Raw genomic sequence first — 24887 nt, 5'->3', positions numbered from 1 at the left:
CAGATGAAAAAAGGGAAAAGAAAGCCTGCGTGCAGTCAATTCATTATAAGCATCCTGGCGCTTTCATCATGTCTGTCTCGCCTGATGAAACCCAAGATCCAGTCCTGGCAAGGATCAGACAGGAAAATACTCTACCTTCGATCATTCCAAAGGCAGAGCATTTGAGGATTCGGGATGCAGGTTTAAGTATAGCAACGCCATCTAGTAGCGACGGAATCCATAGCGATACTGATCGCCGCCATACCCCAGAATCATGATGAAAATTGGGTTGAGGAAAGTCAGCCCCAGTGCAAAGGGGAATCCATGGCCAAAGGCAACCGACAGGTTGAACCACATATCGGCCAGAAGAAAAACCGAACCAATCGAGAAAATCCAGGCGACAATCTGGACCCAGAAAAACAGCCAGAAGCCGCTCATCCATGAAAGCAGTGCAGCAATAATGGTGCAGGCACCCCATAACCAGAAATAGCTTTCGCGGCGAGAAATTTTAAAGCAGATATACAGGTTGTAAATCGGAATAATGGCTTTCCATCCCTGTTCGCCCGCTTTGGAAAAAACCTGAAACAGGCCAAGTGCCAGAAGCAGGTACCACAGAAAGCCACCCCAGCCATAGAAATTGTTCCAGGGCAGGGAAGTATAAATGTTTGCGAGAGTGAGCATATGTCTCTTCCTTTCAATATAGGTTCAAAAGTTTCAAAGCCAGAGCAGCCGCCAGCATCCACAAAGACAGATTGGTCAAGTTGACTTCTTGCGGGTGAAGCAGACTCTGGATGGATCTGGCCAAAGTTTCAATGCCGACATAGAGAACAAGGGCTGCAACGATGGCGCTGGTCCATTTTTTTTCTGGGACAGTCGGGTTCCGATGATTGTCACAAAGGAGCCTAAAGCATCGCCCAGATTGTTGGCTGCCTCACTGACAACAGCCTGCGAATGACTCGCAAATCCGACCGCAAATTTCAGACCAGACAGCCGAGTGTTGGCCTCGATGGTCATAAAGCTGGTCAATCTGTCTGGCGCGTTTCGCCTGCGTTTCAGGCAGAGCCTGATTGTTTTGGACAGGTGTGGTCATGCCATCATTATAAAATGATGGTGTGTAAATCATCTGGTAAAGCTCAAAAACAGAATGCGTCACAAACAGGCAGTAGTCTGGGCGGATTTGTGAAATTTGCCCGTCAATAAATGAGTAAAGTTTGGTCTTTGAAGGACAAATGGACTCATTCTTGTCTGCAGACAGTGTTGAGCATTCGTTGGCGCTCGAATGGATTCGAACATGAAAAAACTCCGCATGACGCGGAGTTTTGGGATTCAATCTTTGGGTCTGGATCCAGGATCCAGGCTGAAACGGACCGAAAAAGAACTTGCTAATTCTTTTTGGTCAGTTCGTTCAGTGCATCATCAACGGTCTGTTTGTCGATTTCCTTTTCTTCAGGCTGTCTGGCTTCCTGAGGAACAGGCGGCACTTCACTGCTGGATTCACTGACGATTTCGGTATCAATGACGGCAGTGTTTGGATCCGTGATGGTTCCATACTGCATCAGGTTGTTGATTTCTTCGTTTGTCAGTGTTTCGTGTTCAAACAGGTTGTGCGCGATCAGATCGAGCAGATCGCGGTTTTCAGTGAGGATGCGTTTGCAGTCTTCATGACAGGAGTCCACGATGGAGCGGACTTCCTTATCAATTTCAGAGGCAACACCGGCAGAATAGTCAGATCCTTTGGTGTAGTCGCGGCCTAAGAAGACATTGCCTTCAGGATCAGCGTACTGGATTGGACCTAAAGAGGACATTCCATAAACACGGACCATGTTTTTGGCAATGGAGGTCAGTTTTTCAATATCGTTGACAGCCCCGGCCGAGATTTCGCCAAAGACGATTTCTTCGGCTGTACGGCCGCCTAAAAGGCCGGTAATCTGAGCGACCATTTCGGATTTGCGGTGGAAGTATTTCTCTTCACGCGGAGTCATCAGGTTATAGCCGCCAGCTTCTCCACGCGGGATAATGGTGACTTTCTGGACGATATCTGCATCTTCAAGTTTCAGGCCGATGACGGCATGGCCGGCTTCGTGGTAGGAAACAAGCCACTTGTCTTTTTCAGTGTATTTCTTCGATTTCTTAGCCGGACCCATCATAACGCGGTCGATGGCTTCATCCAGGTCTTCCTGGGTGATTTTTGGTTCGTGGTTCCGGACAGCCAGAATTGCGCCTTCGTTTAAAACGTTAGCCAGATCCGCCCCAGAAAAGCCTGGGGTACGCTGGGCAAGGTTTTTGAGCGAGATGGTTGGCGCCAGAGGCTTGTTGGCCGCATGAACTTTCAGGATTTCTTCACGGCCGCGAATATCTGGCAGGTTTACGGTAACGTTCCGGTCAAAACGACCCGAACGACGTAAAGCAGGGTCAAGAACGTCAGGACGGTTGGTTGCCGCAATGACAACGATACCGGCATTGTCGGTCATACCATCCATTTCAACGAGCAGCTGGTTTAAGGTCTGCTCACGTTCATCGTTTCCGCCGCCCATACCAGCACCACGCTGACGGCCGACGGCGTCGATTTCATCGATAAACAGAATACAGGGTGCGTTTTTCTGGGCGTTTTTAAACATGTCACGCACACGGCTTGCCCCCGTACCAACGAACATTTCAACGAAGTCCGAACCGGAAATCGAGAAGAATGGAACGTTGGCTTCACCGGCAACTGCTTTGGCAAGCAGGGTTTTACCGGTTCCAGGAGGGCCGACCATCAGAATTCCTTTCGGAATATGAGCGCCCATCTGGGTGAATTTCTGTGGGTTTTTGAGGTAGTCGATAATTTCTTTGACTTCTTCTTTTTCTTCCTCGCAGCCGGCGACATCTTTAAAGCGGGTTTTGACATTGCTTTCGATGCGGGCACGCGATTTGGAAAATTCGAAGGCTTTGTTTGCCCCGGTTCCACCGCTCATTTTAGAGAGCATGAAATAGAAGAGCAGTCCGATCAGCAGCAGTGGCAGCAGCTGAGCCAGGATGTTCATCCATAAGTTTCCACTCGATGGGTCGGTGACAGTAATGCTTCCGCCGCCCTTTTCCAGGGTGTCGGTCAGCCATTCCATGTTCGCGTCCGTGTTGGGGACGATGACACTGTAAGACTGAGTTTTGCCATTGAGTGTATAGTCACCCTCGGCCTTGATAATGTTTCCAGAGATGTTTAAAGACGAGTTGTCAAACTGCGCCGTGTTCGCAATGTTCTGGAACTGTGTGTAGTTCATTCGATTGACGGAACCCTGAGTCGAAAACAGAATCAGGGACATCAGAATGACGATAATGAACAGGGTTGGCAAATAATTCAGCCATTTTTTCATGTTTTATTCCCTTTCCAGAAAAATTGGCAGCTTAAGCGTAGACTTCCGGCTTCAGAACGCCGATATAAGGCAGGTTGCGGTAACGCTGGTTGTAGTCGAGGCCATAGCCGACAACGAACTCGTTCGGTATGGTAAAGCCAATATAATCCGCCTGAATATCAACGACCCGACGCTCCGGTTTATCCAGTAAAGCGACAATTTTTACATCTTCTGCGCCTTTGTTATAAAAGAGTTTCTTGACTTCGCGCAGGGTGCGTCCTGTATCGACGATATCTTCGACGATCAGGACATTTTTGCCTTTTGATGACAAATCCATATCCTTATCAATTTTGACGTCACCAACAGACTCTGTTCCCTGATAGCTTGATACAGAAATGAAGTCAATTTCGATTGGATGCCTGAAATATTTAATCAGCTCAGCCATGAAAGGGACAGAGCCTTTAAGCATTCCGACAACAATTGGTGTAATATGCCGGTCTTCATAGTCTTTTTCGATTGCTGCAGCAAGTTCTTTGCAGCGGGTTTCGATCTGTTCTTCGCTCAGAAGGACATGATCGATATCGTCACTGATAATTTTTGACATGTGTTTACCTCTCGTTATTCCATTTGGTTATGTGTGCAATTTTAACATATGCATTGAGGCGTTTTCCATAAAGTGTGATGGGTCCGCCCCCGCAAATGTAACAAAAAGAATGCCCTTTCTTCCCTCGATCAACGGGTTAAACACCCGCTCAATCGCCGGAATTTTCCGGTCAATCCAAAGACGGTTGAGCTTTTTTGTTCCAAAACGCATCCTGATGGAATCATCTGGTTTCGAAAAACGGATGAAAAGTGGAAAGTCAGATTCATCCACCACAAAAGAGTCGATTTTGCTCCCCTGGCTCGAAAATCGCCATGGACCCCATTGAAAGCCGGCCTGAATCAGCGCTTCGAGCTGATCTTTAGAATCGACATAAAAGCAGATCCAGCCAGCCGGCGCAATGCGTACTTTGTTGTCAACGATCTGCACATTGATCTTGTCGCTTCCACTTCGCATGGCTAAGGAAGGTCCCAAGCTCAAAGCGAAGAAATGAAGGCTTTGCAAATGCCCTTTTTGCCAGCACGTTTCCAAAAAGCAGGTGCGGCCGGCCAGGCGGTCTAAAGAAGACACTCGGCCTAAAGAAGAAAGGATTGGCGCTTTTTGATCAGTCTGCACACACACAGATGTTTTTTTCTGGTTCTCCTCTTTGCGATCGGTCTGAAGACCGGCCGGCCAAGGGGAGAGTTCTCCATTTTTTTCTTCCTTTTTCATATATGAAACAGTTTTTCCATTTGAAAAAGCAGAAGGCCCAAAAATTGGCAGGAAAGAATCTGAAGATCCGAAATACTGCTCACTCTTAAGCGTCTGCATCGAGCCATGGCCAAGCTTTTCGAGCAGGTCGGACATGAAGGCTTTGGAGTGGTGAACCCCTGTGGCCAGGGCAATCTGTTTTTCCAGGGCAAGCCAGCCAAGTTCACTGTTCTGCATAGCTTTAAAATCATTGTCTAAAGCCAGCTTTTCAGCTTTGGCATGCATGGCGGCAAGTTCCCGGTTATCCGCATCCATCTCATCCAGCCATTTTTGGCGTTTGGCACACGTGGCAGTTTCGATCAGTGAATGACGAAGCTGATTGCGAAGGTAAGCATTGGAAAAGTTGCTCTCATCCAGGCCATAGGCAATTCCATGTTCATCGCACCACGCCTGAAGACTGGCTTTGGAATGATCCAGAAGCGGACGGACGAGTTCGAACGAACCAAATGGACTGCAAAATTCCAGCCCATAGCGTTCAGGAACCAGGCCGCGTTTTTTCTGCATCATCCAGGTTTCGAGGGAATCATCCTGCTGATGACCCACATAAATCTGTCTTGTTCCATAAAGATGTCCGATCTGTTTGAAAAAGGCATAGCGGACCACCCTTGCCCAGCCCTGAAAATTGCCTGCGGCTTTGGAGTAAACAGGATGCAAAATCCAGAGAGGACGGGAATGTTGTTTGGCCCAGTTGCGGACAATCTGCTCATCCCGACCACTGCTCTGGCGCTTGTGGTAATTGACATGCGCAATGACATAGTCGATCTCATGCGCTTCCAGCCAGCCAAGCAGGGCCATCGAATCCGGGCCGCCGCTGATCGCAGCGACAACGGGTGCTTTGTTTTTGGATGGAAAAACAGCAGAAGATGAATGGTCTGGAAAAGCAGAAGAGGCAGAATCCAGAGACGATTGGGCTAAAAAAGCAGGTATACTGTGATTTTCCTTATGCATACTTGATCATTGTAACAGCCAGAATTGCAGGAAAATTAAAAAAGCGGTCTTTTCTTGCAAGACCGCATCAAATCAGCAGGCAATGTGAGGATTCTGACAGAAAACAATCAGGCTGGAGATCCTTTTTCTGAGAATTTTTCGCTTTTTGTGACTTTTTAACGATATTTTAAAAACTGACATTGATGTTGTCAGTTAAGATGAGAAACTCGAAGGCAGTCACAACCAGTCCTTAATACCGGACAGGTTTGTGACGACCCAGTCTTTCCAGAACCCATTCAGCGGGATTGTCTGGAATCTGGACTTCACAATGCAAAGACTGTTTAAGCAGATCTGAAAAGCCATAGCACGAAGCCAGTCCACCCGTCAGCAGGACTGGATGGCGCAGCACCTGTTCCATGATTTCAGGACCTTTGCGGCAGACAAACCGCGAAGCTTCCTGCGCAATCCGACGCAAAACAGGTTCAATGCAGCCCCATAAATCCGCAGCCCGAAAGCGGATCTGGACATATTCGTTGTGCTGGTTGAGTCCTGTAACCGACAGAACTGGATTGCGTCCCTGGCCTAGGGCATTGGAGACAGCCTCTTTGAGGGCACAGGCATCTTCGGAAGAGATCAGACACTGGAACACCCGGGTAATCTCACGGGAAATGGCTTCATCGATTTTCAGGCCGGCTAATGGCAGGGCATAGTAGTCCAGAATCTGCTGGTCACTGGTGGTGATGAAATGAATCAGGGAGGCACCGGCGTGAATGTGAAAAGACGGCGTTGAATCAACAGGTTCAAGAGCTGAAACGAAAGAGACTTTGGATAAATGAAACGGCCGCATCAGCTGCTGCCATTCCTTTTCTCTTTCTTCATCCACCGGCCCATAGGAAAGAATCCCCGCTCTTGGCACCAGCAGGTAACGATCAGCCGGGGCCTGCGCAAACAGATTCTTGATCAATGGAGCAGGATCAACTTTGATTTTTTCTTTACTGAAGGGATAAACGAGCCGGTCATTTCCTTGCCAGGACTGTTCGAGCGCCTGTTGGCCAACCACCTGGGGACATTTGGCGAGTCGGCAGGAGCGCACCGAAACCACCGATCTGGTTTTGGGATCATACATCCGGGTCATGTGAGCACCGGGATCAATCAGATAACTGCTTTCAAACATACGCATCCTCCCGCTATTGAGACTCCTGCCTCTTTTCAGAGTTGAACCCATTTTGTCCGTATTGATCGATCGGGTCTGGCCTGATTTCTAAGCCGGATTGAAGAGTGGAGTTTTTGCCATTGTAACAAATATTTGGACGGCCTTTGCGCACCATCAAGGATTTTTGGGATCATGATCGGCCAGGCCAGACTGAGAATTGAAAAGGACTGAACAGAAAGCATTCCAAAACAGAGAATCCCCACAACAGAAAAGGGCGCTTTCAATTTGAAAGCACCCTGTTGAGTCATTCTGTTGGGTCTGTGTGTTTGGAAGCAGAAACTGAATCCCACTCCGGTTTAAAAGCTGAAAGCTAAAAGCCCTGCCGCCAGGTCAGTGTCAGTACCGCTTCGGTGCACATCCAGGCTAAAGCCAGTGAAAGCAGAAAAACCAGCAGATTGACTTTGGCCATGTTGTGAATCTTGCAAAACTTGGCAAAGTCCACGCAGCTCAGCGCATAAAAGGAACAGGCAAAAAAGGTCGCGTAGACGACGATGTATAAAATCCAGTCAACAGAGATCACAGGCCGATCTTTCCTTTCCAGACAAACGGATATTTTTTTCTGAGTGTTTCACAGGCGTCTTCGAGCACTTCATCATCGACTGAAAAGCCCATCAGACAGCTTCCGGACCCCGTCATCATGACGCGTACCAGACCGGCATCCTGCATGTCTTCTTTCATCTGGGCAAGTTCTTCAATGGCCGCAAACGCCTGTCCTTCAAAAGCGTTGGTCATGGTCTGGTACAGCAGGCCGATGTCGCGTTTGCGTACGGCATCCTGGACAATGTCGATATCTAAAGGGCGTGGTTCGGCAGCATCGAAGTTTGCAAAAGCCTGGGCAGTCGAAATGCCCTGTTTGCCCTGAACGAGCAGGACTGGAATCGACCAGTCGACTTCCAGATCCGTTACCCGCTCACCAGCCCCCTGCACCCGGGTAAAGTCATTGTGCAGGCAGCACGGAACATCGGCTCCAATTTCAAAGCCGATCTCTTCAAGCTGGGGCAGGGAAAGCTGCAAATCTTCCAGCACATCCAGTGCCCAAAGCAGTGCAGCCGCGTCAGCCGATCCACCGCCAAGACCAGCCTGCATCGGGATGACCTTGGTCAGGTGAATGGTATAATGCTCCTTCAGTCCATGCTTACGCAGGGCTTTGAGCGTATGCGAGAGCGTATTGGAAGGTGGCAGCAGCTCGTTGTCGCAGAAGACTTCATCGATTTCTTTGCCATTGGGTTCCAGTTCGATTTCATCGCACAGATTGATGGGGGCATTGACCATATCCATCTCGTGCTTTCCATCCTCACGGACCCCTAAGATGTCCAGAGCCAGATTCACTTTGCCATGGGCTTTGATTTTCATACCTGACCCTCCTGTTTTGATTCGTTTGGTTCGTTTTGATCGGCTGTATCCTTCCATGCAGGCTCCAGTCTGGTCAGACTTTCGTACAGTCGCAAAAAATCTTTGACCTCAAGCTGCTGGGCACGGGTAGCTGGTTCAATGCCGGCTTCTTCCAACAGAGCAAGGGCTTTGTCTTTGCTTTCCAGCCAGCTCTGTAAATTATTGAGCAGCGTTTTGCGGCGCTGAACAAAGCAGGCTTTGACTAGAGCGACAAAACGGGATTCATCAATTTTGGGCTGATCGGTGCGGAAGGTAAACTGCAGCACCGTGCTGCCAACATTTGGCGATGGCCAGAAAACATTGCGGTTGACGTCCATGATGCGCTTGAGATGACAGCGGTATTGGGTAATGACGGACAGTGCGTTGTATTCTTTGCTTCCCACTTTGGCCATGAAGCGGTCAGCCACTTCTTTTTGCATCATGACGGTAATGGCTGCAATCGGCTCATTGGCTTCAAACAGCTTGAAGAGAATGGGGGTCGTAATGTAATAAGGCAGGTTGGACGCAAAATAAACTGGAGTATGATTTTTGGCAAATGGTTTGAGCAGTTCGTTGACATCAACCTCCAGAAAGTCCTTCTGGATGATTTCAAGGTGGTCACTGGCAATTTCTTTTTCCAGAATGGGCGGAAAACGCGGGTCAATTTCAAAGGCGATGACGCGTTTGGCGTATTCACAAAGAAACTGAGTCAGTGCACCAATACCCGGGCCGATTTCAATGACAACCCCATCAGGGTCACCAACCGCGGCTTTGGCAATTTTATCGACGACCCCGGCTTCAACAATGAAGTTCTGGCCAAAGCTTTTCTTAGTGGATGCATTCCAGGTTTCCTGAATCTGCCGGGTCCGTTTTTTGGAAGCAATTGGATTTTCAATCATAAAATTTCCTCGATTGCATTACGTGTAATGCCTAGCTGATTGAGTCGTTTAAAACAGGTTTTGGCGTTGCATTTGCCAATATGAAAGGCATCGGTGACTTTTTTGCGCCGGGCTGCGTCGCCAATCAGGCCAAGCGAGATAAACTCGTCCCAATCGAGCGTATGCAAAGCATCGTTGAAGGTCACCACATTGGCGAGGCTTTCTTCAAGATCTTTCTTTTGTGCGTGCTCAACTCCGACTTTTTTATCCGTATGCGCAACGGAACGATCAATATAGGCATGCTTGACGCCGGGAACATGGCGTTCAATGACACTGCGGATATGGCTGCCGGCTTTATCCGGATCAGTAAAGACAATGACCCCGCGCGTTTTCTGTGCCTGGGCAATTCGTTCTAACGTTTCGGCACTGACATGGTCACCGCCGGTTTCAATGGTATCGCAGTCAAAAAAACGCCGCAGGGTATTGGTGTCATTGTGACCTTCAACGACGATCATTTCCTGGATATGCATTAGAGATCACCATCCTTATAGGTAAATCCGGCTCCGCGGACTTCGTGAACATTGTTGGCAATTAAAAAGGCTTTTGGATCAATCAGGCCGACTTCACGCTGTACCTTGGCATACTGGCGCGTATTGATGACACACATCAAAACCGGCCGGCTCTGTTTGGACCAGGCTCCTTCACCCTGTAAGATTGTCACACCCCGGGAGATATCTTCAAGCAGATAATCCTGAATCTCTGGCCATTTTTCCGAAATGATCATGACACTCATGGCCGATTCGGAACCAAGGGTCTGAAGCTGGTTGATCATGAAGGTCATGGACATGACAGAAATCAGGCCAATTAATACGGAGTTAAGACCAAAAACTGGCAGTCCGGACAGAATGGTAATGGAGTCGACGATCATGACGCACTGGCCGGTGGGAATATGCAGGTATTTGTGCATCAGCAAGGCCGGAATATCCATTCCGCCCGTGCTGGCGTTGACACGGAAAACCAGCCCCAGTCCGGCACCGGTAATAATCCCGGAATACAAAGCAGAAAGAATCGGGTCGATATTGGCAAAAGGTGCCGTGTCTAACGGTGAAAGCAGGGAGACAAGGAAGGGGTAAATAAATGTGGAAAGGGCAATGGTTGCCGCAAATTTTTTACCCAGGCAAGCCCAGCCAAGAAAAAACAGCCCAATATTGGCGATATAGATGACCAGAACTTCGTTCCAGCCAAATAAACCCCGTAAAAGAATCGCTACCGTTGTGACCCCGCCATTGAGGATGTCTTCGGGCAGAATAAAGAAGACTGTACCAATAGCCACCAAAAAGTTACCCAGTAAAATAGAAAACAGTGTTTTCCAGCTGAATTTACGAAGAAAAGTCTGCATAACATCACCTCACGAATTATACCATGCACTTTGTAACGCCAATTTTCAGTCGGCCTGCCCGAATGAGCAGGGAGGACAAAGTGCTTTTTGAAATCAATCTCAAAGACTGCTTTTGAGCAGTCAAAGATATGCGTCTGATCTGATAAAAATTAAATTACGATCGATAAAGATAAATGTGATCAATAAATATATGGATCTCAGACCAGACCGGAACAGAACAGAAAGGAAATTTTGTATGAAGATTGAAGACAACACCATTCTCATTGCGCCCAGTGCGCTGCATCTGCGGCTGTATGAAGAAATCTTCAAACAGAAGGGAAGCTGCCTGAATATTACCGTGCTGTCCCTTGAAGCCTACCTCAACCGCAAGCTCCATAAACCTAAGCCCTCTACGGCCAGTCTGCTCTACGATTATGCAGCGGCTTTAAACTCGCTGCCCAAAGACAATATGTTTTATGGCTCGCGCAAGGACTATGACTTTCTGAAAGCCTGTCAGGATTTCATGGTTCTGGTCAAACTGCATGATATCAAAAACTTTCCGCAAGACGACCAGCGCCAAAAGGATCTGTATGCGATTATCGAACGACTGATGCCCATTGAACTCTGGGTGGAAGAAGCCAAAACGCTGCCTTTTGAAGATGCCAGCCAGCTGCGTATTTTAAATACCGAAACCAATGACCTCAATCAGTACTGGGTCGATCTGCTCAAATCCAAAGGAGCAAAAGAACTTACCCAGCCCAGACACCGCCACTTTTACTATTGGGCTGCTTCCAACCCCCGTAAGGAAATGGAAGTGGCAGCCGATGCGATTGTCGCCAACAAACTTTTGGCAGATTCCGTTTTTATTGCGCTGGCCAAACCCGAAGAGAAATATGCTCTGGCCCAGGCTTTAGATTCCCGGCGCATTCCCTATACCTTTGTCAGCCAGCCAACGACTTCCAAAGTACTTGACTGCTGGAAAAGTGCCCTGCGCTATCTGGCTGACCCCAATGAAACGACGCGCATGGATCTGTTAAAGACCTTCTTTCCAGTCAGCGGCTATGATCTGCGCCGGTATCTCGATCTGTTTGAGAATGCCGACAGCAACCTTTCCGAAATTCCTTATGTCGAAAATCCATTGATTTCTGAGCAGGACTACGCCGACTTGCAGGCGCTGGAAATGCAGTGCACTCCATGGCGCACAAAGCTGCGCGAGATTCAGGCATGGGATCTCAATTCCATGGAAGCGATCGGCCAGTTAATCATGGATCAGTTCCCCCAGCCCAGCGAAGATGACGTCCGGATTTTTGGCGGGGTTGTCGATGGCTGGAACCAGATCAAAGACCGCGTCAAAACCCGCGAAGATCTTCATTTGTTTTTGCGTTCGCTCGATGCTCTGCATCCTTCCAGCGCTCTGCCGGAATTAAAGGGGGTCCTCATTGGAAACCGTGACCAGGTTTCCAGCCTGTTTGACAATGTCTTTTATATCGGGGCGGATGCGACCAATTTCCCTGGCCACAGTGTCAGCCATGGTGTGTTTGGCGAAGACTATCTTGAACAGCTTGATTTTCCATCCCTTGAAAGTCGTATGTCGGCCAAGCTTGAGCAGCTCAAAAGCGTGTTTATGGGCCCGGAGAGCGTTTATTTTCTGACGCCGCAGTCGGACTATGAAGGCAAGAGCGTTGAAAACAGCCATGAACTCAACACCTGGCTCGAAGTGCTCCCTCAGTTTAAAGTCAGCGCCGAATCAAGCATCAACTGGCGCCCGTCTTTTCAGCTGGACACGATGAAATCGCAGATGTTGTATGAAAAGCCCGACAGCCCCCTGACAACCGGGGTCAGACAGCTTCAGGCCTATGAGGACTGTCCCCTTAAAAACCTGCTGGAATATGGATTGCATTTGCGCAAGCCAATTCTGGCCAAAGAGATTATCCGGCTTCAGGTCAAAGAAATCCTGCCGTTAATCATGCGGGATGGCTTTGAGCGCTATGGCAAGTCCTTTTATCAGCTTTCTAAGCAGGAAGTGGCCGATCTGGTGAATATCCAGTTTGGCTTTGCGCGTCAGATTTTCCCGGACCGCAAGCAGAAACTCGATACGCTGGCTGCCAAGACAACCGCGCAGATTGTCTGGCTGTTTGAAAACCTCGCACCGCTTGCCACTCATATGAATCTGGATTTTGTTCAGGCGGACTACCATATGGATCGCAAGGAAGAAATCCAGGGCATTGAAATGCAGATTGAAGGTTCGCTGACCCGCCATTCGGCTTCCCATGCCGCCTTTAACTTATATCCGCAGGCTTCGGAAGGTTTTTCCATGCTCGATCACCCTTCGGCCACATTGGATCTGCGCCTGCAGCCCAAAGCGCAGGAGCGGCCGGCCTTCTCGCTTTCCTATAACAAAGGCGCACAGGGAACGGCTTGTCCAGTCTCTTTGCAGGACGCAAAAGAAAAAGGACAGATGGAATATCTCAAAGGTGCCATGGTTGCGCAAAATCTTGGTGTCCAGACCAATCCGCTCGGCAGCTTTTTAAGCAAGAAAGTCCCAACCTATGAAGCCAGGGAATCCAAAGTGCTTGCCCAGGCTGATCAGTTTGCCAAGAGCATCAAAGCCAATGACTTTATCCCGCAACACAAGCCGAGTGCCTGTCAGTATTGCGCCTATAAGGCGATCTGTCGCAATGCGGCTATTGAAAGGAGTGAATAAGCATGACTCAGATCCCCCCCGCAGCTGTAGATGCCCTCGCCGCAAAACCTGCATCAGTTCCGGCTTCAAAGCCTGAACTGAAGTTCTCTTCGGCCCAGCAGGCCGTAATCGACTCCCGCAACAAGAACCTGTTGGTCAGTGCTTCAGCGGGTGCTGGCAAAACCGCGGTTCTGGTTGAACGGCTTTGCCAGCTTGTTTTAAAAGAACGCATTTCCATCAGCTCTATTCTGGCGATGACCTTTACCGAAGATGCGGCAAGGGAAATGAAGACGCGCCTCAAGCAGCGGCTGATGCTCCAAAGCGGCGATCCCTGGATCGACATGCAGATTTCGCAGCTTGAAACGGCCTCGATCAGCACGATTCACAGCTTTTGTCTCGATATTGTCGGCCGTTATTACTATCTCGTCGATCTTTCTTATTCCACGGCGACCCATGTAGATAATGGCCTGGCTGACCAGCAGGCGCTCGCCCAGGCAATCGAAGAGGGAATTGCTTCTTTGGATGCCAAAGAAGGTGCGGCTTTGAGTCTGTATCTGGAAGCCTACTCAAAAACAGAAAAAGACCTGCAGGAAGTGCTGCTCAAATTCCTGGAACTGGCTCGCTCCAAACCGGACTGGAAAGCCTGGATTCAATCCTGTGCCACAGCCGATGAGCGGATTGCCGCTTTCTTTTACGACTGGTTCAAGATCCGCATTCAGGCCTTGATCGATATTTTTGAAGAAGTTGTCGAAAAAGTTGGAGAGATGAGCTTTTCCAAACAGCTTAAGCAGGATGAGTACCTGACGCTCTTTAATGGCAAGGTCCACAAGCTTGAAGCCTGTCGCCAAGCCCTGGAACAGAAAAATTACGTCGCCTTTGCCCATGCGTTTACGGCCTATATTGAAACGACTGGCAAGTTTACACCAACCATCAATAAGCAGTCGTTCAAGGAAATTCAGGCGGACTCCCGCCAACTGGAGGGGGAGATTGCCAAAAACCTGTTTACTCCGGATCAGTTCACAGCCGCCAATGAAAGCACGATCGGCTTGCAGAAAACTTTTACGGATCTGGCCATCCGGGTGCAGGAACGTTTTCTGGAATTGAAAAAAGAAGCTGGCTTTATCGACTTCTCAGACATGGAACAATACGCCTGGCAGATTCTCCAGAATCCCTCCGCTGCCAAAGAGCTGTGCGATAAGTATGAGCTGATTCTGATCGACGAATACCAGGACACCAACGATTTGCAGGAATCGATCATTCAGGCGATTGCCCGTAAAAATAATGTCTTTCGGGTCGGGGATATCAAACAGTCAATTTACCGTTTCCGTCAGGCAAGACCGGAACTGATGAAGGATCACCTTGAACATGTCGGTGAGCATGATGAAGTCATTGCGATGCAGGAAAACTATCGCTCGACCAAAACGCTGATTGACTTTAACAACCAGTTTTTCAACCGGCTGATGAATATTGAAGGCCTGCCTTCGCAGTTTTCGGCCATCGATTTTGCCAAACCGGGAACGCCTGCCCAAAGCGAAGGCGACCAGGCCCAGGTGCGTTTTTTGTTTACCGAATATGGCACCTGGCAGGATCCGACCAGTGATAAAGCGGATCTTCGCAAAGCCAAGTCGGTTCATAACAAGCACCGCTATGATCTGATTGCCCATGATATTGAGCAGAAAGTCGCTTCCGGCAAGTATTCGTATCGTGACATTGCGATTCTGACTCGTTCTTCAACGCCGCATGATGAACTCAAAGAGGTGCTGGACAGCTGGGGAATCCGTGCGATTCACCATATCCGCAAAGGCTTTTACACCAACAAAGCCATTCAGATTGTCCTTTCGGCGCTGCGCATTATTCAGGATCCACGTAATGATATCGCCCTGATGGCAGCCCTGTGCTCTCCATTAACCGGCATCGAGCAACAGCAGGTTCTGCCCTTGTTAGCAGGACGTGAACCTAACGAAAGTCTTTACCAGCGGCTGCGCAGCACGCCGCAGGGCTATGAGATGTTAAAACTTGTCCGCGATCTGCGACCGCTTAAGGAAAAAACATTACCCGAAATGATCGTGGCTCTGTATGGATATAACCAGTTTTATGAGCAGCATACGACCTCACAGGATAAAACCAACCTCGATCTGCTTTTGCAAAAAGCTGTGGAAGCCAGCACCCTGATGGATCTGGATAGTTTCCTGGACTCGGCAACGCTGGAGGAAAACCTGGATAAAACCAGTGAGGCCATTCCGTTTGGTAAAGAAGAAGATGCCGTTCGGATTTCCACGATCCATGCTTCTAAAGGATTGCAGTACAAAGTGGTGTACGTGCTCAGTGACCAGAGTACCCGGGATATGGAAAGCGGCAACCCAATTGTTTTTGATGCGGATTTAGGCCTGGGCTTTGAAGGGCTGGATGTGTCTCATCATCTCAAATTAAAAAGTGCGCCGGCGCTGGCCTTAAGCCAGAAACGCTTCATGGAAGAACTTCAGGAAAAGATGCGGCTGCTTTATGTCGCCTGCACCCGAGCCGAAAAAGAGCTTGTATTTGTGGACAGCCTGAAAAATGAAAACATGTATGACGGACCGCTCAATGTCTATGGCCTGCTTTGTTCCAAAGGGTTTACGAGCTGGTTTTTCAGAACCTTCCATACGGATCTGAGCGAGGATGTCCACTTTGAGCTGGTTGAATCCCTCTATGACAGACCCAACCAGTCAATCAGCAGCCGCAATCGCAAAGTGCGTCTCCAGCATTATCAGCTGCCAGTTTCCGTGATCAGTTCGCAGACCGCCAGTGAATCCAAAAAGACAGCCAGCTGGAAATCGCTGCACACCAATCTGCCGGGAAACTCTCTGGAAGCAAGAGCAAGAGGAACGCTGATTCACGAAATCACCGGCTCCATTGCCTATCCCTATCAGAAAAATGACATTGAAGACTTCGCCGGACAAGCAGGGATGAGCCTGGATGACAAGACAGTCGAACAGATTCTGGCACTCAATGACAACGAACAATACCGCTTCTGGATGAGCAGGCCGCATCGGTTTGAATGCCCGTATTGCACCCGGCAAGACAATGCGTATGTGCATGGTTTCATGGATCTGGTGGTCGATCTGCCATCGGAAACGGTCATTGTCGACTTCAAATCCGACAATGTGTTTGACGATCACACATTGTTAGAAAAATATCGGAGCCAGTTAGAAACCTATCGACAGGCGATGGAACAGATTCGACCTGATCAGAAAATCAGTGCCTGGATCTACTCTTTCACTCTTAAAAAGATGATTGAAGTCCGCTGATCGGATACCATAATTGAAAAATGAAAGCGCGGCTAAAAGCCCTGAAAATCCGGCAGGAACGGCCTAAACCGCTAAAATAAGGGCTGAAAAGCGACAATTTCATTCCATATTTCCAACATAATTTGCACAAATTGATTTTGGCATAAATTCTCCTTTATACTTGAAACTGTTTTTCGTGCAACACAGAGAATGAACATAGACTTAGAGGAGGAAAATATGTCATTTCTTGAAAAATGTTTTCATCTCAAGGAGAAGAAAACGACAGTTAAGACTGAGCTTATTGCCGGCTTAACAACATTCCTTGCAATGGCCTACATCCTGGGGGTTAACCCAATGATCCTGTCCGATGCGGGAATGGATGTAGAAGCTGTTTTCATGGCGACTGCCCTTTCTTCAGCAATTGCCTGCTTCCTGATGGGCTTTCTGGCTAACTATCCAGTCGCTCTGTCTGCTGGTATGGGTGTCAACGCCCTGTTTGCCTATACTGTCTGCCTGGGTATGGGATATTCCTGGCAGGCTGCTCTGGCGGCTGTATTTCTTTCCGGTATCGTTTTCGTTGTGATTTCGGTTACTGGTATCCGTAAGAAAATTATCGACTCGATTCCTGTCCAGCTCAAACTTGCGATCGGTGCTGGTATTGGTTTCTTCATCGCCTTCGTCGGCCTGAAAAACTCCGGAATCATCATTGCCAACGAATCCACTTTCGTTGGAATTGGTGATCTGTCCGATCCAACCGTTCTGTTATCCATCTTCGGTGTTCTGGCTACAATCGTCTGCGTGGTTCGCAAAGTTCCAGCCGGCGTATTCGTTGGTCTGGTCATCACCGCAATTGCCGGGGTTATTCTTGGTCTTTGCGGCTTTGACGGAATGCCTGCACTCAATGGACTGTTCACCACTCACTTCAACATGAGTGCTGCTGGTGCGTTCATGAGCGGATTTGGCGAACTGTTTGCTCACCCATTCAACGCAGTCGTTATTATTTTCTCTTTCTTATTCGTAGACTTCTTCGATACAGCTGGTACTTTAGTTGCCATCGGTAACGAAATCGGTCTGGTTAACGAGAAAGGTGAACTTGAAAATGCAGAACAGGCTCTGTTAGCTGACTCCATCGGAACTTGCATCGGTGCTGCTTTAGGTACTTCTACTGTAACCAGCTTCGTTGAATCTTCTTCTGGTGTTGGTGTAGGCGGACGTACAGGTCTGACTGCTGTTACAACGGGTGTACTGTTTATCCTGTCCATCTTCATTTCCCCACTGATTCTGGGCCTGATTACCAATGCGGTTACAGCTCCTGCCCTGATCATCGTGGGTGTCATGATGGCTCAGCAGCTGCGCAGCATCCAGTGGGATGATCTGGTGATCGCAATTCCAGCGTTCATCACCGTCATCTCCATGATTCTGACATATTCAATCTCCAACGGTATTGCTTTTGGGTTCATTGCCTACACAGTTGCAATGATCGCCGCGGGCAAAACTAAAGAAATTCATCCGACAGTATGGATCCTGATGGTAATCTTCGTGATCTACTTTGCTTCTCCATACTTCGCAATCTAAATTTCAGTCTATTCAAAACCGGTCTTCGGATCGGTTTTTTTAAATGGTTTGGGGTCGGATTGAAATAGGAATGCAGACCAGAGTCCTTTCAAATCTGGAAACAGAAAGGTCCAAACTTTTCCTGGATGAAAGATTTCTTTCTGATCAGCCCTAAGACTCAATCTGATTGACTCTAATCGTGTTTAACCTAAATTCCCGCCTTTATACACATGTCCATTAAAGGCCGAATAGTTCCATAATCTGATTCTGTAGACTGGTTGTCTGCAGAGTCAGATTTTTTCTTTTTCCTTCCACGCTGATTTTCTTAAGTTCTCCAATCTCATTCATGATTTCCTGATAGGAATACTTATTGGACCATTTCACTTCTGAAAGCTTCTGACGAATCCAAACAACCAGGATCAATGTCAGAAACTGTATGAATATCCGCCCGTTCATTGTCTCTTCACTGTGGACTCTCAATCGTTTCATATCCATCTGATTTTTCAGGTCATCAAATGACTTTTCAACGCAGTCTTTCTCTCTGTAGATGGTCAATGCTTCTGTTTTATCCTTGATGAAATTACTGGCCATGACAAACCAGCCCACTCTGTTTTTTAGATGGCTTTCGATGGCCGCATCGTTATAGAGAACCTTGCGTCCTCTGACTTTTGTCTCTTTTATGGTGAAATACGTTTCAACGAATTTCTCATCATTTACCTTTTCATCGTTGCAGAGCGCCTGGTAAGTAGTATGCAATTTATGATTGAATGCTTTCTTTTCTCCAGCAGCTTTATCGCTGTCAAAATAAATATGGAGATAGAGACGATGGCCTTCCCATTTCTGCAGCTCTGTTACTCCATAAACCTCATCACCTGCAACACTCACCACATTGTAGTGGCTTTCAATCGTATCTCTGTATTTTTCTACAGCTTCTTTGGCGATCTTACTGGTAAAAGGTACACCTAACGCAAAGTGAAAATGGTCCTTATAGAGAGCCTCCAGGTTGTATAACGAGAAAAATCCTTTATCCATGATCAAAGAAAGCATTTTTGGGGTAATCATCGTCTGGTTCTCCAAAACGGACTTCAGTGCCTTTACATCCTTGATCTTGCCATCAAGGGGCATGAAATAGATAGGAAGCTTGCTTTTCTGCCCTGTAATCATCAGAAGATTAATCTGGGGAAGAGGTTCATGATCGCGGTTATAGCCATACTTCACCATGGAAATGAATTCGGAATAGGATGAAACACTTGTGATGTCCAGGGCAAAGTATTCTTTAGACTCATTATGAGCTATCCATGTTCTGAAAAATTCTTGCTGCTTTGACAAGGTAAGACATTGCAGAAGCTCACTGACTCTTTGGCTGATTAAACCATTAGGAAGGTAGGTTTCATTATGAGCAGACCAGCGGTCAATTAAGTAGAGCGGATCACCGGTAGAGGCTAGAAATTCACAGCAGGTCATAATGTAAGGCCAGTGATTTGGGAAGACTTTTTTAAGGCAGTCCATTAACCCCGTTTCACGAGCGGCCTTATCCACAATCGAAAAACTGCCGCTGCCAGTTACAGTAATCTGTGACTCTGGTTTAGATTGACGAAGTCCGTTTCCATTTTTAGCTCTAGGCCGATTCGGAACGATTTCTCCCGTCCGTTCATCGATATGGCCGATGCATTTACGATGAGAATCAGGTTTTTTCTTCTCTTTGTTCCAAAATGACTCAACCTCATAAACATAAATCCGACCATTTTTACCTTTAACCTTCACTTGAGATGACATAGCAGGCCTCCAAAACCTATGTATAACTTGTAAATATTATAGATTATACATACTTAATAAGTCAAGAGAAAAGTCCTGATATTTCTTTATAAAAAGTAATATCAGGACTTTCGGACCACTACATCTCTGTATATAGTGGGGAATTTAGGGTTTAAGATTCAATCTGTCTGACTCTAATCCCGTTTAAGGTTCAATCTCTTGGATATTCAGGTTATTCATATAATCAGCAATCTCTATTACTGCCAACAAATCCAGATAGCTGCTCATATTTTCTGACAAGTGATAAGAAATCACTTGGAAAGCAGAAAAACAAAAAGCCAGAACCGGGAAAGGTTCTGGCAAGGGAAGGAAGGAAAGTAGATGATTTTTATTTCATCTGTAAGACGTAATCGAGTTGACTGCGGCTCTTTCGTTAAGACTTCAATTAAAGAGCTGCAGTTGTTTTCGTTGCAGAGGAAGTGGTGTCTTCCTGTGTATTCTGGTTATTCTGTCCGCCTTTGTTGGAACGACCGGATTTCTGTTTTCGGGAATTTTCGTTTTCGAAATCTTCAGGCATTTGCGGGCGTTCACCGTTGCCAAAGTCAAAGTCTTCAGGCATTTCTGGACGTTGGCCATTTTCGAAATTGCCAGGCATCTGGCCGCCGCGGCCGCCAAAGTCACCAGCCGGCATGCCACCGCCCATGGTCTGAATGTTTCCGACTTGTGTCAGACCTTCTTCGACGGTAAAGGTTTCAGCCAGTTCACCGTCGAGATAGAGTTCGGCTTCGGATCCAGCTTTGAGATCTTTGCAGGAAAGCGTCAGTACGGCTGTGGAGGCGTTAGCTCCTGGCATGCCGCCCTGTCTCATCTCCGGCTTGGTATTCTGAAAATTGTCTTTGTTGGCAGAATCAGTCGACTCAGAAGAGTTGCCGGTCTGGTCATTGGATGTTGTCTGGGTTGCTTCACTTGTCTTGTTTGAGGTTGTTGTGGAGCTGGATGGATTGCTGAAAGTCAGGATGGTCTTGCCACCCTGTTTGAGTTCCAGTTTTTTGAAGGAAGAGCTGGCGTTGATCATGACCGTATTCTGAGTTACATCAGTTGGTAAAGTGGCCATTGCAGAAAGACCAACAATGGTTCCGCCGCTGATCTTGAATTTCGCATTATCTTCATCAAAGGCACCTTCTGGTGTTTTTAAAGCCGTAACATTGATTGTTCCGCCTTCAAGATTCAGGTTGCTATTGGCATCCAGACCATCGTTAGAGGTGGATACAACATTTAATGTTCCACCTTTAACGGTTAGATCATTTCCAGCATTACTGCCATCGTCTGTTGCGTTAATTGTGAAGGTTCCGTTTTCAATGGTCAGATCCGCCTTGGATTCAATGCCTTCGTTTTCTGTTGTGATGGTATACGTACCATTCTTGATGGCCACGCCGGTTTCTGCCCGCAGGCCATCACCTTTGGAATTCACTGTAAAAGTACCGTTGTTGATAGTTAAAGCTTCATTGACTTCGATCCCTTCATCATCAGCAGTGAAGGAATATGTACCGGAGTTAATAGTAAGGTTGTCGCTGGCGTGAATGCCATCCTGACCGCTCTGCACCTTAATCGTTACGCTCCGGCTTGTTATATCGCCTTTGGCCTTAATGCCATGTCCATTTGGATCTGTGATGGTTAATGTACCGGATCCTTTTAAATCCAGATCACTGCAAACGTACAGAGCTGCATTCAGTCCGTCCTGGGCAGTGTGCGAAGTACTGCTTAATGATGAACTCCCAGTTACATCTACAACTGTTTTCTTCGCATTGCGAACGTAGATGGCTGGAAGATCTTTGGCATCAATGGTCGCAGAGTCAAGAATTAAAGTGACATCCTGATCTTTAGCATCCACAACAATGGTGTAGTTTGTTTTGCCTTTTAATGTGTAGGTTCCGCCTTTGTTAATGAGCAGATTGCTTTTGGCATCACTTAAAGAAATAGTCGTTCCCTCTACAGCTGTGAGGTTGTCCAGCTCTACGTCATCGTTTTTATCTTCAGTTTCTGTCTTTGTCGTCTGTGTCTTGTCACTCTGGGCATTTTTGTCTTTGACAACGGCCTGTTTTGTTTCAGAAGCCTGGTTTTCGACTGGGGCCTGTGCAGTAGAACATCCAGTCAGAGCAAGGACTGCCGCCATCATCGCGGACAGCGCAAAATGTTTTCTATTTAAGTTCATATGTTTCTTCTTTCTAAGATCTGTCGCCTGGTGGCGGTTGTATATCGATCGAACAGAATCAAATCTGTTTAAGCTCGGTGGGCTGCTTGGCTTGTTTTGCCGCCGTGCCCCGTAAGCACGCTCATAATGTATCCAAATAAGGTTGACCGAAAATTAAAGCAGGCTTTAAGTTTTATTAAAAGACCACAGGGATCAGAAAGGTCCAGACGGGATGGAACATCCAGTTTGGAGATGGAAAGAAGAATGGCTGGAAGAGATTTCTTCAAACGAATTCTCAAAAATTTCTTTACTGGCATAAACAGTCATTGCCAGCTCCCGTAAAAGTATCGAGGCGGCTTAGACAGCTGAAATTCAGAGAATTACAATCAAATAGAACTTTCCAAATAGAACTTTCTTAGTTAGTTGTACGATAGGATGAATACGAAAAACAGCCTAAAAGTCACCGATCGGATTACTTTTAGGCTGTTTGTTTTTAATGACGGACATTCTAATATTCTACACTGCCAAATTTTTACTGCTGATTCTTTAAGTTGGGTAGAGAAAGTGATGGCCAGGGAATTCTTGGCGCATTTGTTTGAAAGGTTATCCTCTACTTAAACCTTACCGTGGGCCCCGGTTTCCTGATCCTTCCAGAAAGCGTCCCAGTCGGTAAAAAATATTCTATGACTCAGCTGCCACGTAGTAAGTATCTCGCGCTTTACCTGTTTGTTTAAGAAGTTTATTATCTTTCAGCTTTCGAAGAAGACGGGACGCTGTAGAAGAACTCACTCCAAGCAAAGCGATAACATCACTTTTTCTCAAAGACCCATGTTCTTGGACAAATTTGATTACTTTTTCTTCATTGCTCAATTTTCCCTTGATATTTAATTCCTCTTTACAGCGTAGTTTTTCTTCATAACATACTTCTTTATAGCTTTCGGTGAGATTATCAGGTTTTTCTTCGTATTGAGTATTTCGGTTTGGCAGAATGATTTTAAAGGTGTTCGCTGTTGTTTCAATTAAGGGCTGCTTTTCAAAACCCTCATATTCCGCCATAATTTTCTGAATTCCAGTTCCATAGGCTTCAATCAATTGCAGGCGATAAAATACACTGGCCAAATCCTGATTTCGGCATACGGAAAGTCCAGTGAGTATATCTTCTTGTTCAAGTCCAGATACTAATCCGCCATAGGATAAGAATTCAATACGGTCAGCAAAGATCTTGATGAATGAACTTGTATTCACGGAATATTCCCGATGAACCAGTGAATTCAATAAAGCTTCACGAATGGCAGTTTCTGGATAGTCTCTCACATCAATCCGATATAGTTTCTCTACGGTTGCTTTCGTTTGATTATGCATATCAATATACGCATAAACGTCATTCATTTGTTGCAAAAGAGACCCTGAAAATTCCTGACGATCTCTGAAAACTCTTGAATCTGTTCCCTGAAAGACAGCAGTTTTAATTGTATGAGTACATTGATCAGATAAAAGTAAACCCAAGTTGGTATACAGATTATCTTGGTCCAGCAATTTCAAAGTTCTTCTTTGTGAAAGACCAAATTTCAACTTTCGGAGTGCAAACTCTTTATTTGCAGCATTAAATGTGAGTTCCTGCATTAAACTCCGTCTGGCTTCAAAACGATCACCATCCGTTTCCTTGATCATCTGTCGAATTGCTGTATCAGTGGCAGGCACCGAAGAATAACCTTGTCTGACATAAACACCTTCTGGACGAAGTCCTTTCTTGGCAAGATAATAGGGACGATTGGTTCCGCGCTGTACATCCACTGCGACAATTTCTTTTTTTGCTTCTTGTAGTGTTTGATAATGAATAAACATTGTTACATCTGGTTTAATTCCATCTCTGACCATATTAGAAATTTGTAAAGATGCGTTATCTGGATCAGGGACTCCCGTTACGGTTCCATCATCTCCAACACCGACATACAGTTTTCCTCCGTCACAGTTAGCAAAGGCAATAATCTCTTTTTTAATGTCGTCTACAACAATTTTTTTGAGTTCAACATTTTCACTTTCTTGAAATACCATTTTTTCTCCCCCCTCGCCTTTAATAGAATGATCAGATCAGGTCAGAATCTGATTCGATTATGACACGATAAATTCAGTTCTGACACGATAAATTCGCCATCTGATGCGATTAGGTGCGATTCTGATACGATTGATTCAATTTTTGCGAAGGCTTGCTGCGATGTTGGCACGATTAAAAGGTAGATATTTCCTTTATGTTGGTATGCAAGATACATCTGCGTTGCTTTTTTACGAAAACATTCAGCTTGGATGGTCACCGGATGAATCGTTGCTTTTTTCTTGGCTTGCTTGATCGTCTTGCCGATTCCATTGGTTACCAGCTTAAATGTCATAGAAATTATCAGCACTGTTGAATAGAACTTTCCCAGTCAGTTGAGCTATACGATTACCACGATATTGAGCCTAAAAGCCACCGATCAGGATTGCTTTTGGGCTCTTTGTTTCTAAAAATGGATATTTTGAAGTCCCAGATTTCCTGTCAAGGCTGTAATGAGATGATTTTAAGGTCCAAGTTTTACGCGATTTCTCTTGATGTATAGCTCAATAATCGGTGTGTTATGGGCAATTGAGCGATACATAAAGAGGTTAAAATATGACAATTCCTTCAGAAATTCTGGTTGTTAACAGGCCTAAAGAAAAGAAGTTGTCCTAAAAAAGTGTTAGGATAACCTCTCGTATAGCTCTACTGACTGGGAAAGTTCTAGTTGAAGAAACTTCAATCGGCAGTACTCCATTATGACCTATGAAACATGTCCATGAGAATACATCCCTGCAAACTACGATCAGACTGATGGATCTCCCCAATGTTTTAAATATTGTTTTCTGTTTGTTGTTCAATATGAACTTCTAACCATAGGTACTATTAGAACCAGCGATGACTTATAAAAAATATGCAAGATAGAGATACTCTTTTGCATACAATAATTTGAGACTGTACTTTTTCCGGCTCTTGTTTGG

The 24887-nt window shown here is 46.5% G+C and carries 18 protein-coding genes; 3 read left to right on the top strand and 15 right to left on the bottom strand.

All coding sequences use genetic code 11. The features are described 5' to 3' along the window. Window positions 1-201 precede the first annotated feature (201 nt). The 11 genes from U4956_RS06395 to U4956_RS06350 all read right to left on the bottom strand — a co-directional run bounded on the left by U4956_RS06395 (window position 202) and on the right by U4956_RS06350 (window position 10447). Window positions 202-660 carry a DUF5684 domain-containing protein gene (locus tag U4956_RS06395; RefSeq protein WP_323089719.1) on the bottom strand — a complete coding sequence of 153 codons (459 nt, stop codon included), beginning with the start codon at window positions 658-660 and terminating at the stop codon, window positions 202-204. Window positions 661-735: 75 nt separating this feature from the next. Beyond that, a complete protein-coding gene (locus U4956_RS14405) occupies window positions 736-993 on the bottom strand; it encodes a cation transporter (protein ID WP_416347409.1) in 258 nt (85 codons plus the stop codon). A gap of 368 nt (window positions 994-1361) precedes the next feature. Further along, window positions 1362-3329, bottom strand: coding sequence for an ATP-dependent zinc metalloprotease FtsH (ftsH, locus tag U4956_RS06390; RefSeq protein ID WP_323089718.1), 1968 nt, complete (start codon window positions 3327-3329; stop codon window positions 1362-1364). A gap of 31 nt (window positions 3330-3360) precedes the next feature. Further along, on the bottom strand, window positions 3361-3912 hold the full coding sequence (hpt, locus tag U4956_RS06385) for a hypoxanthine phosphoribosyltransferase (RefSeq protein ID WP_323089717.1): 552 nt from the start codon (window positions 3910-3912) through the stop codon (window positions 3361-3363). A 27-nt stretch (window positions 3913-3939) separates the two neighbouring features. Further along, complete coding sequence (gene tilS, locus U4956_RS06380) at window positions 3940-5607, bottom strand: tRNA lysidine(34) synthetase TilS (RefSeq protein ID WP_323089716.1); 1668 nt, start codon at window positions 5605-5607, stop codon at window positions 3940-3942. A gap of 229 nt (window positions 5608-5836) precedes the next feature. Further along, window positions 5837-6760, bottom strand: coding sequence for a rod shape-determining protein (locus U4956_RS06375; protein ID WP_323089715.1), 924 nt, complete (start codon window positions 6758-6760; stop codon window positions 5837-5839). A gap of 349 nt (window positions 6761-7109) precedes the next feature. Beyond that, window positions 7110-7319 carry a DUF1146 family protein gene (locus U4956_RS06370; RefSeq protein WP_323089714.1) on the bottom strand — a complete coding sequence of 70 codons (210 nt, stop codon included), beginning with the start codon at window positions 7317-7319 and terminating at the stop codon, window positions 7110-7112. Beyond that, window positions 7316-8152, bottom strand: a complete 837-nt coding sequence (gene ispE, locus U4956_RS06365; protein ID WP_323089713.1) for a 4-(cytidine 5'-diphospho)-2-C-methyl-D-erythritol kinase — start codon at window positions 8150-8152, stop codon at window positions 7316-7318. The genes U4956_RS06370 and ispE overlap by 4 nt, the downstream gene beginning before the upstream one ends. Beyond that, entirely contained in the window at window positions 8149-9066 is a 918-nt protein-coding gene (gene rsmA, locus U4956_RS06360; protein WP_323091466.1) for a 16S rRNA (adenine(1518)-N(6)/adenine(1519)-N(6))-dimethyltransferase RsmA, read from the bottom strand. Before rsmA ends, ispE begins: the two co-directional genes overlap by 4 nt. Continuing rightward, window positions 9066-9578 carry a ribonuclease M5 gene (rnmV, locus tag U4956_RS06355; protein WP_323089712.1) on the bottom strand — a complete coding sequence of 171 codons (513 nt, stop codon included), beginning with the start codon at window positions 9576-9578 and terminating at the stop codon, window positions 9066-9068. The genes rsmA and rnmV overlap by 1 nt, the downstream gene beginning before the upstream one ends. Continuing rightward, entirely contained in the window at window positions 9578-10447 is an 870-nt protein-coding gene (locus U4956_RS06350; RefSeq protein WP_323089711.1) for a YitT family protein, read from the bottom strand. The genes rnmV and U4956_RS06350 overlap by 1 nt, the downstream gene beginning before the upstream one ends. Before the next feature lie 235 nt (window positions 10448-10682). On the opposite strand from U4956_RS06350, the gene U4956_RS06345 reads away from it, so the two are divergent. From U4956_RS06345 to U4956_RS06335, 3 genes are all read left to right on the top strand, one after another. Further along, on the top strand, window positions 10683-13130 hold the full coding sequence (locus U4956_RS06345) for a hypothetical protein (RefSeq protein WP_323089710.1): 2448 nt from the start codon (window positions 10683-10685) through the stop codon (window positions 13128-13130). Between the two features lie 2 nt (window positions 13131-13132). Continuing rightward, window positions 13133-16396: a UvrD-helicase domain-containing protein gene (locus U4956_RS06340; RefSeq protein ID WP_323089709.1), complete on the top strand. Its 3264-nt coding sequence runs from the start codon at window positions 13133-13135 to the stop codon at window positions 16394-16396. Window positions 16397-16612: 216 nt separating this feature from the next. Beyond that, on the top strand, window positions 16613-17950 hold the full coding sequence (locus U4956_RS06335; RefSeq protein ID WP_323089708.1) for an NCS2 family permease: 1338 nt from the start codon (window positions 16613-16615) through the stop codon (window positions 17948-17950). Window positions 17951-18166: 216 nt separating this feature from the next. On the opposite strand, the gene U4956_RS06330 is transcribed toward U4956_RS06335, so the two are convergent. The 4 genes from U4956_RS06330 to U4956_RS06315 all read right to left on the bottom strand — a co-directional run bounded on the left by U4956_RS06330 (window position 18167) and on the right by U4956_RS06315 (window position 24262). Continuing rightward, window positions 18167-19705 carry an IS1634 family transposase gene (locus U4956_RS06330; RefSeq protein ID WP_323089707.1) on the bottom strand — a complete coding sequence of 513 codons (1539 nt, stop codon included), beginning with the start codon at window positions 19703-19705 and terminating at the stop codon, window positions 18167-18169. 424 nt (window positions 19706-20129) lie between these two features. Then, complete coding sequence (locus U4956_RS06325; protein ID WP_323089706.1) at window positions 20130-21896, bottom strand: carbohydrate-binding domain-containing protein; 1767 nt, start codon at window positions 21894-21896, stop codon at window positions 20130-20132. Window positions 21897-22556: 660 nt separating this feature from the next. Then, window positions 22557-23930, bottom strand: a complete 1374-nt coding sequence (locus U4956_RS06320) for an RNA-binding domain-containing protein (RefSeq protein ID WP_323089704.1) — start codon at window positions 23928-23930, stop codon at window positions 22557-22559. Between the two features lie 41 nt (window positions 23931-23971). Next, a complete protein-coding gene (locus U4956_RS06315) occupies window positions 23972-24262 on the bottom strand; it encodes a hypothetical protein (RefSeq protein ID WP_323089703.1) in 291 nt (96 codons plus the stop codon). Between the last annotated feature and the right edge of the window lie 625 nt (window positions 24263-24887).

It is taken from the genome of Allobaculum sp. JKK-2023 (genome assembly GCF_034745455.1).
Classification (GTDB): domain Bacteria; phylum Bacillota_I; class Bacilli_A; order Erysipelotrichales; family Erysipelotrichaceae; genus Allobaculum.
This window is presented reverse-complemented; position numbering and strand designations above follow the sequence as displayed.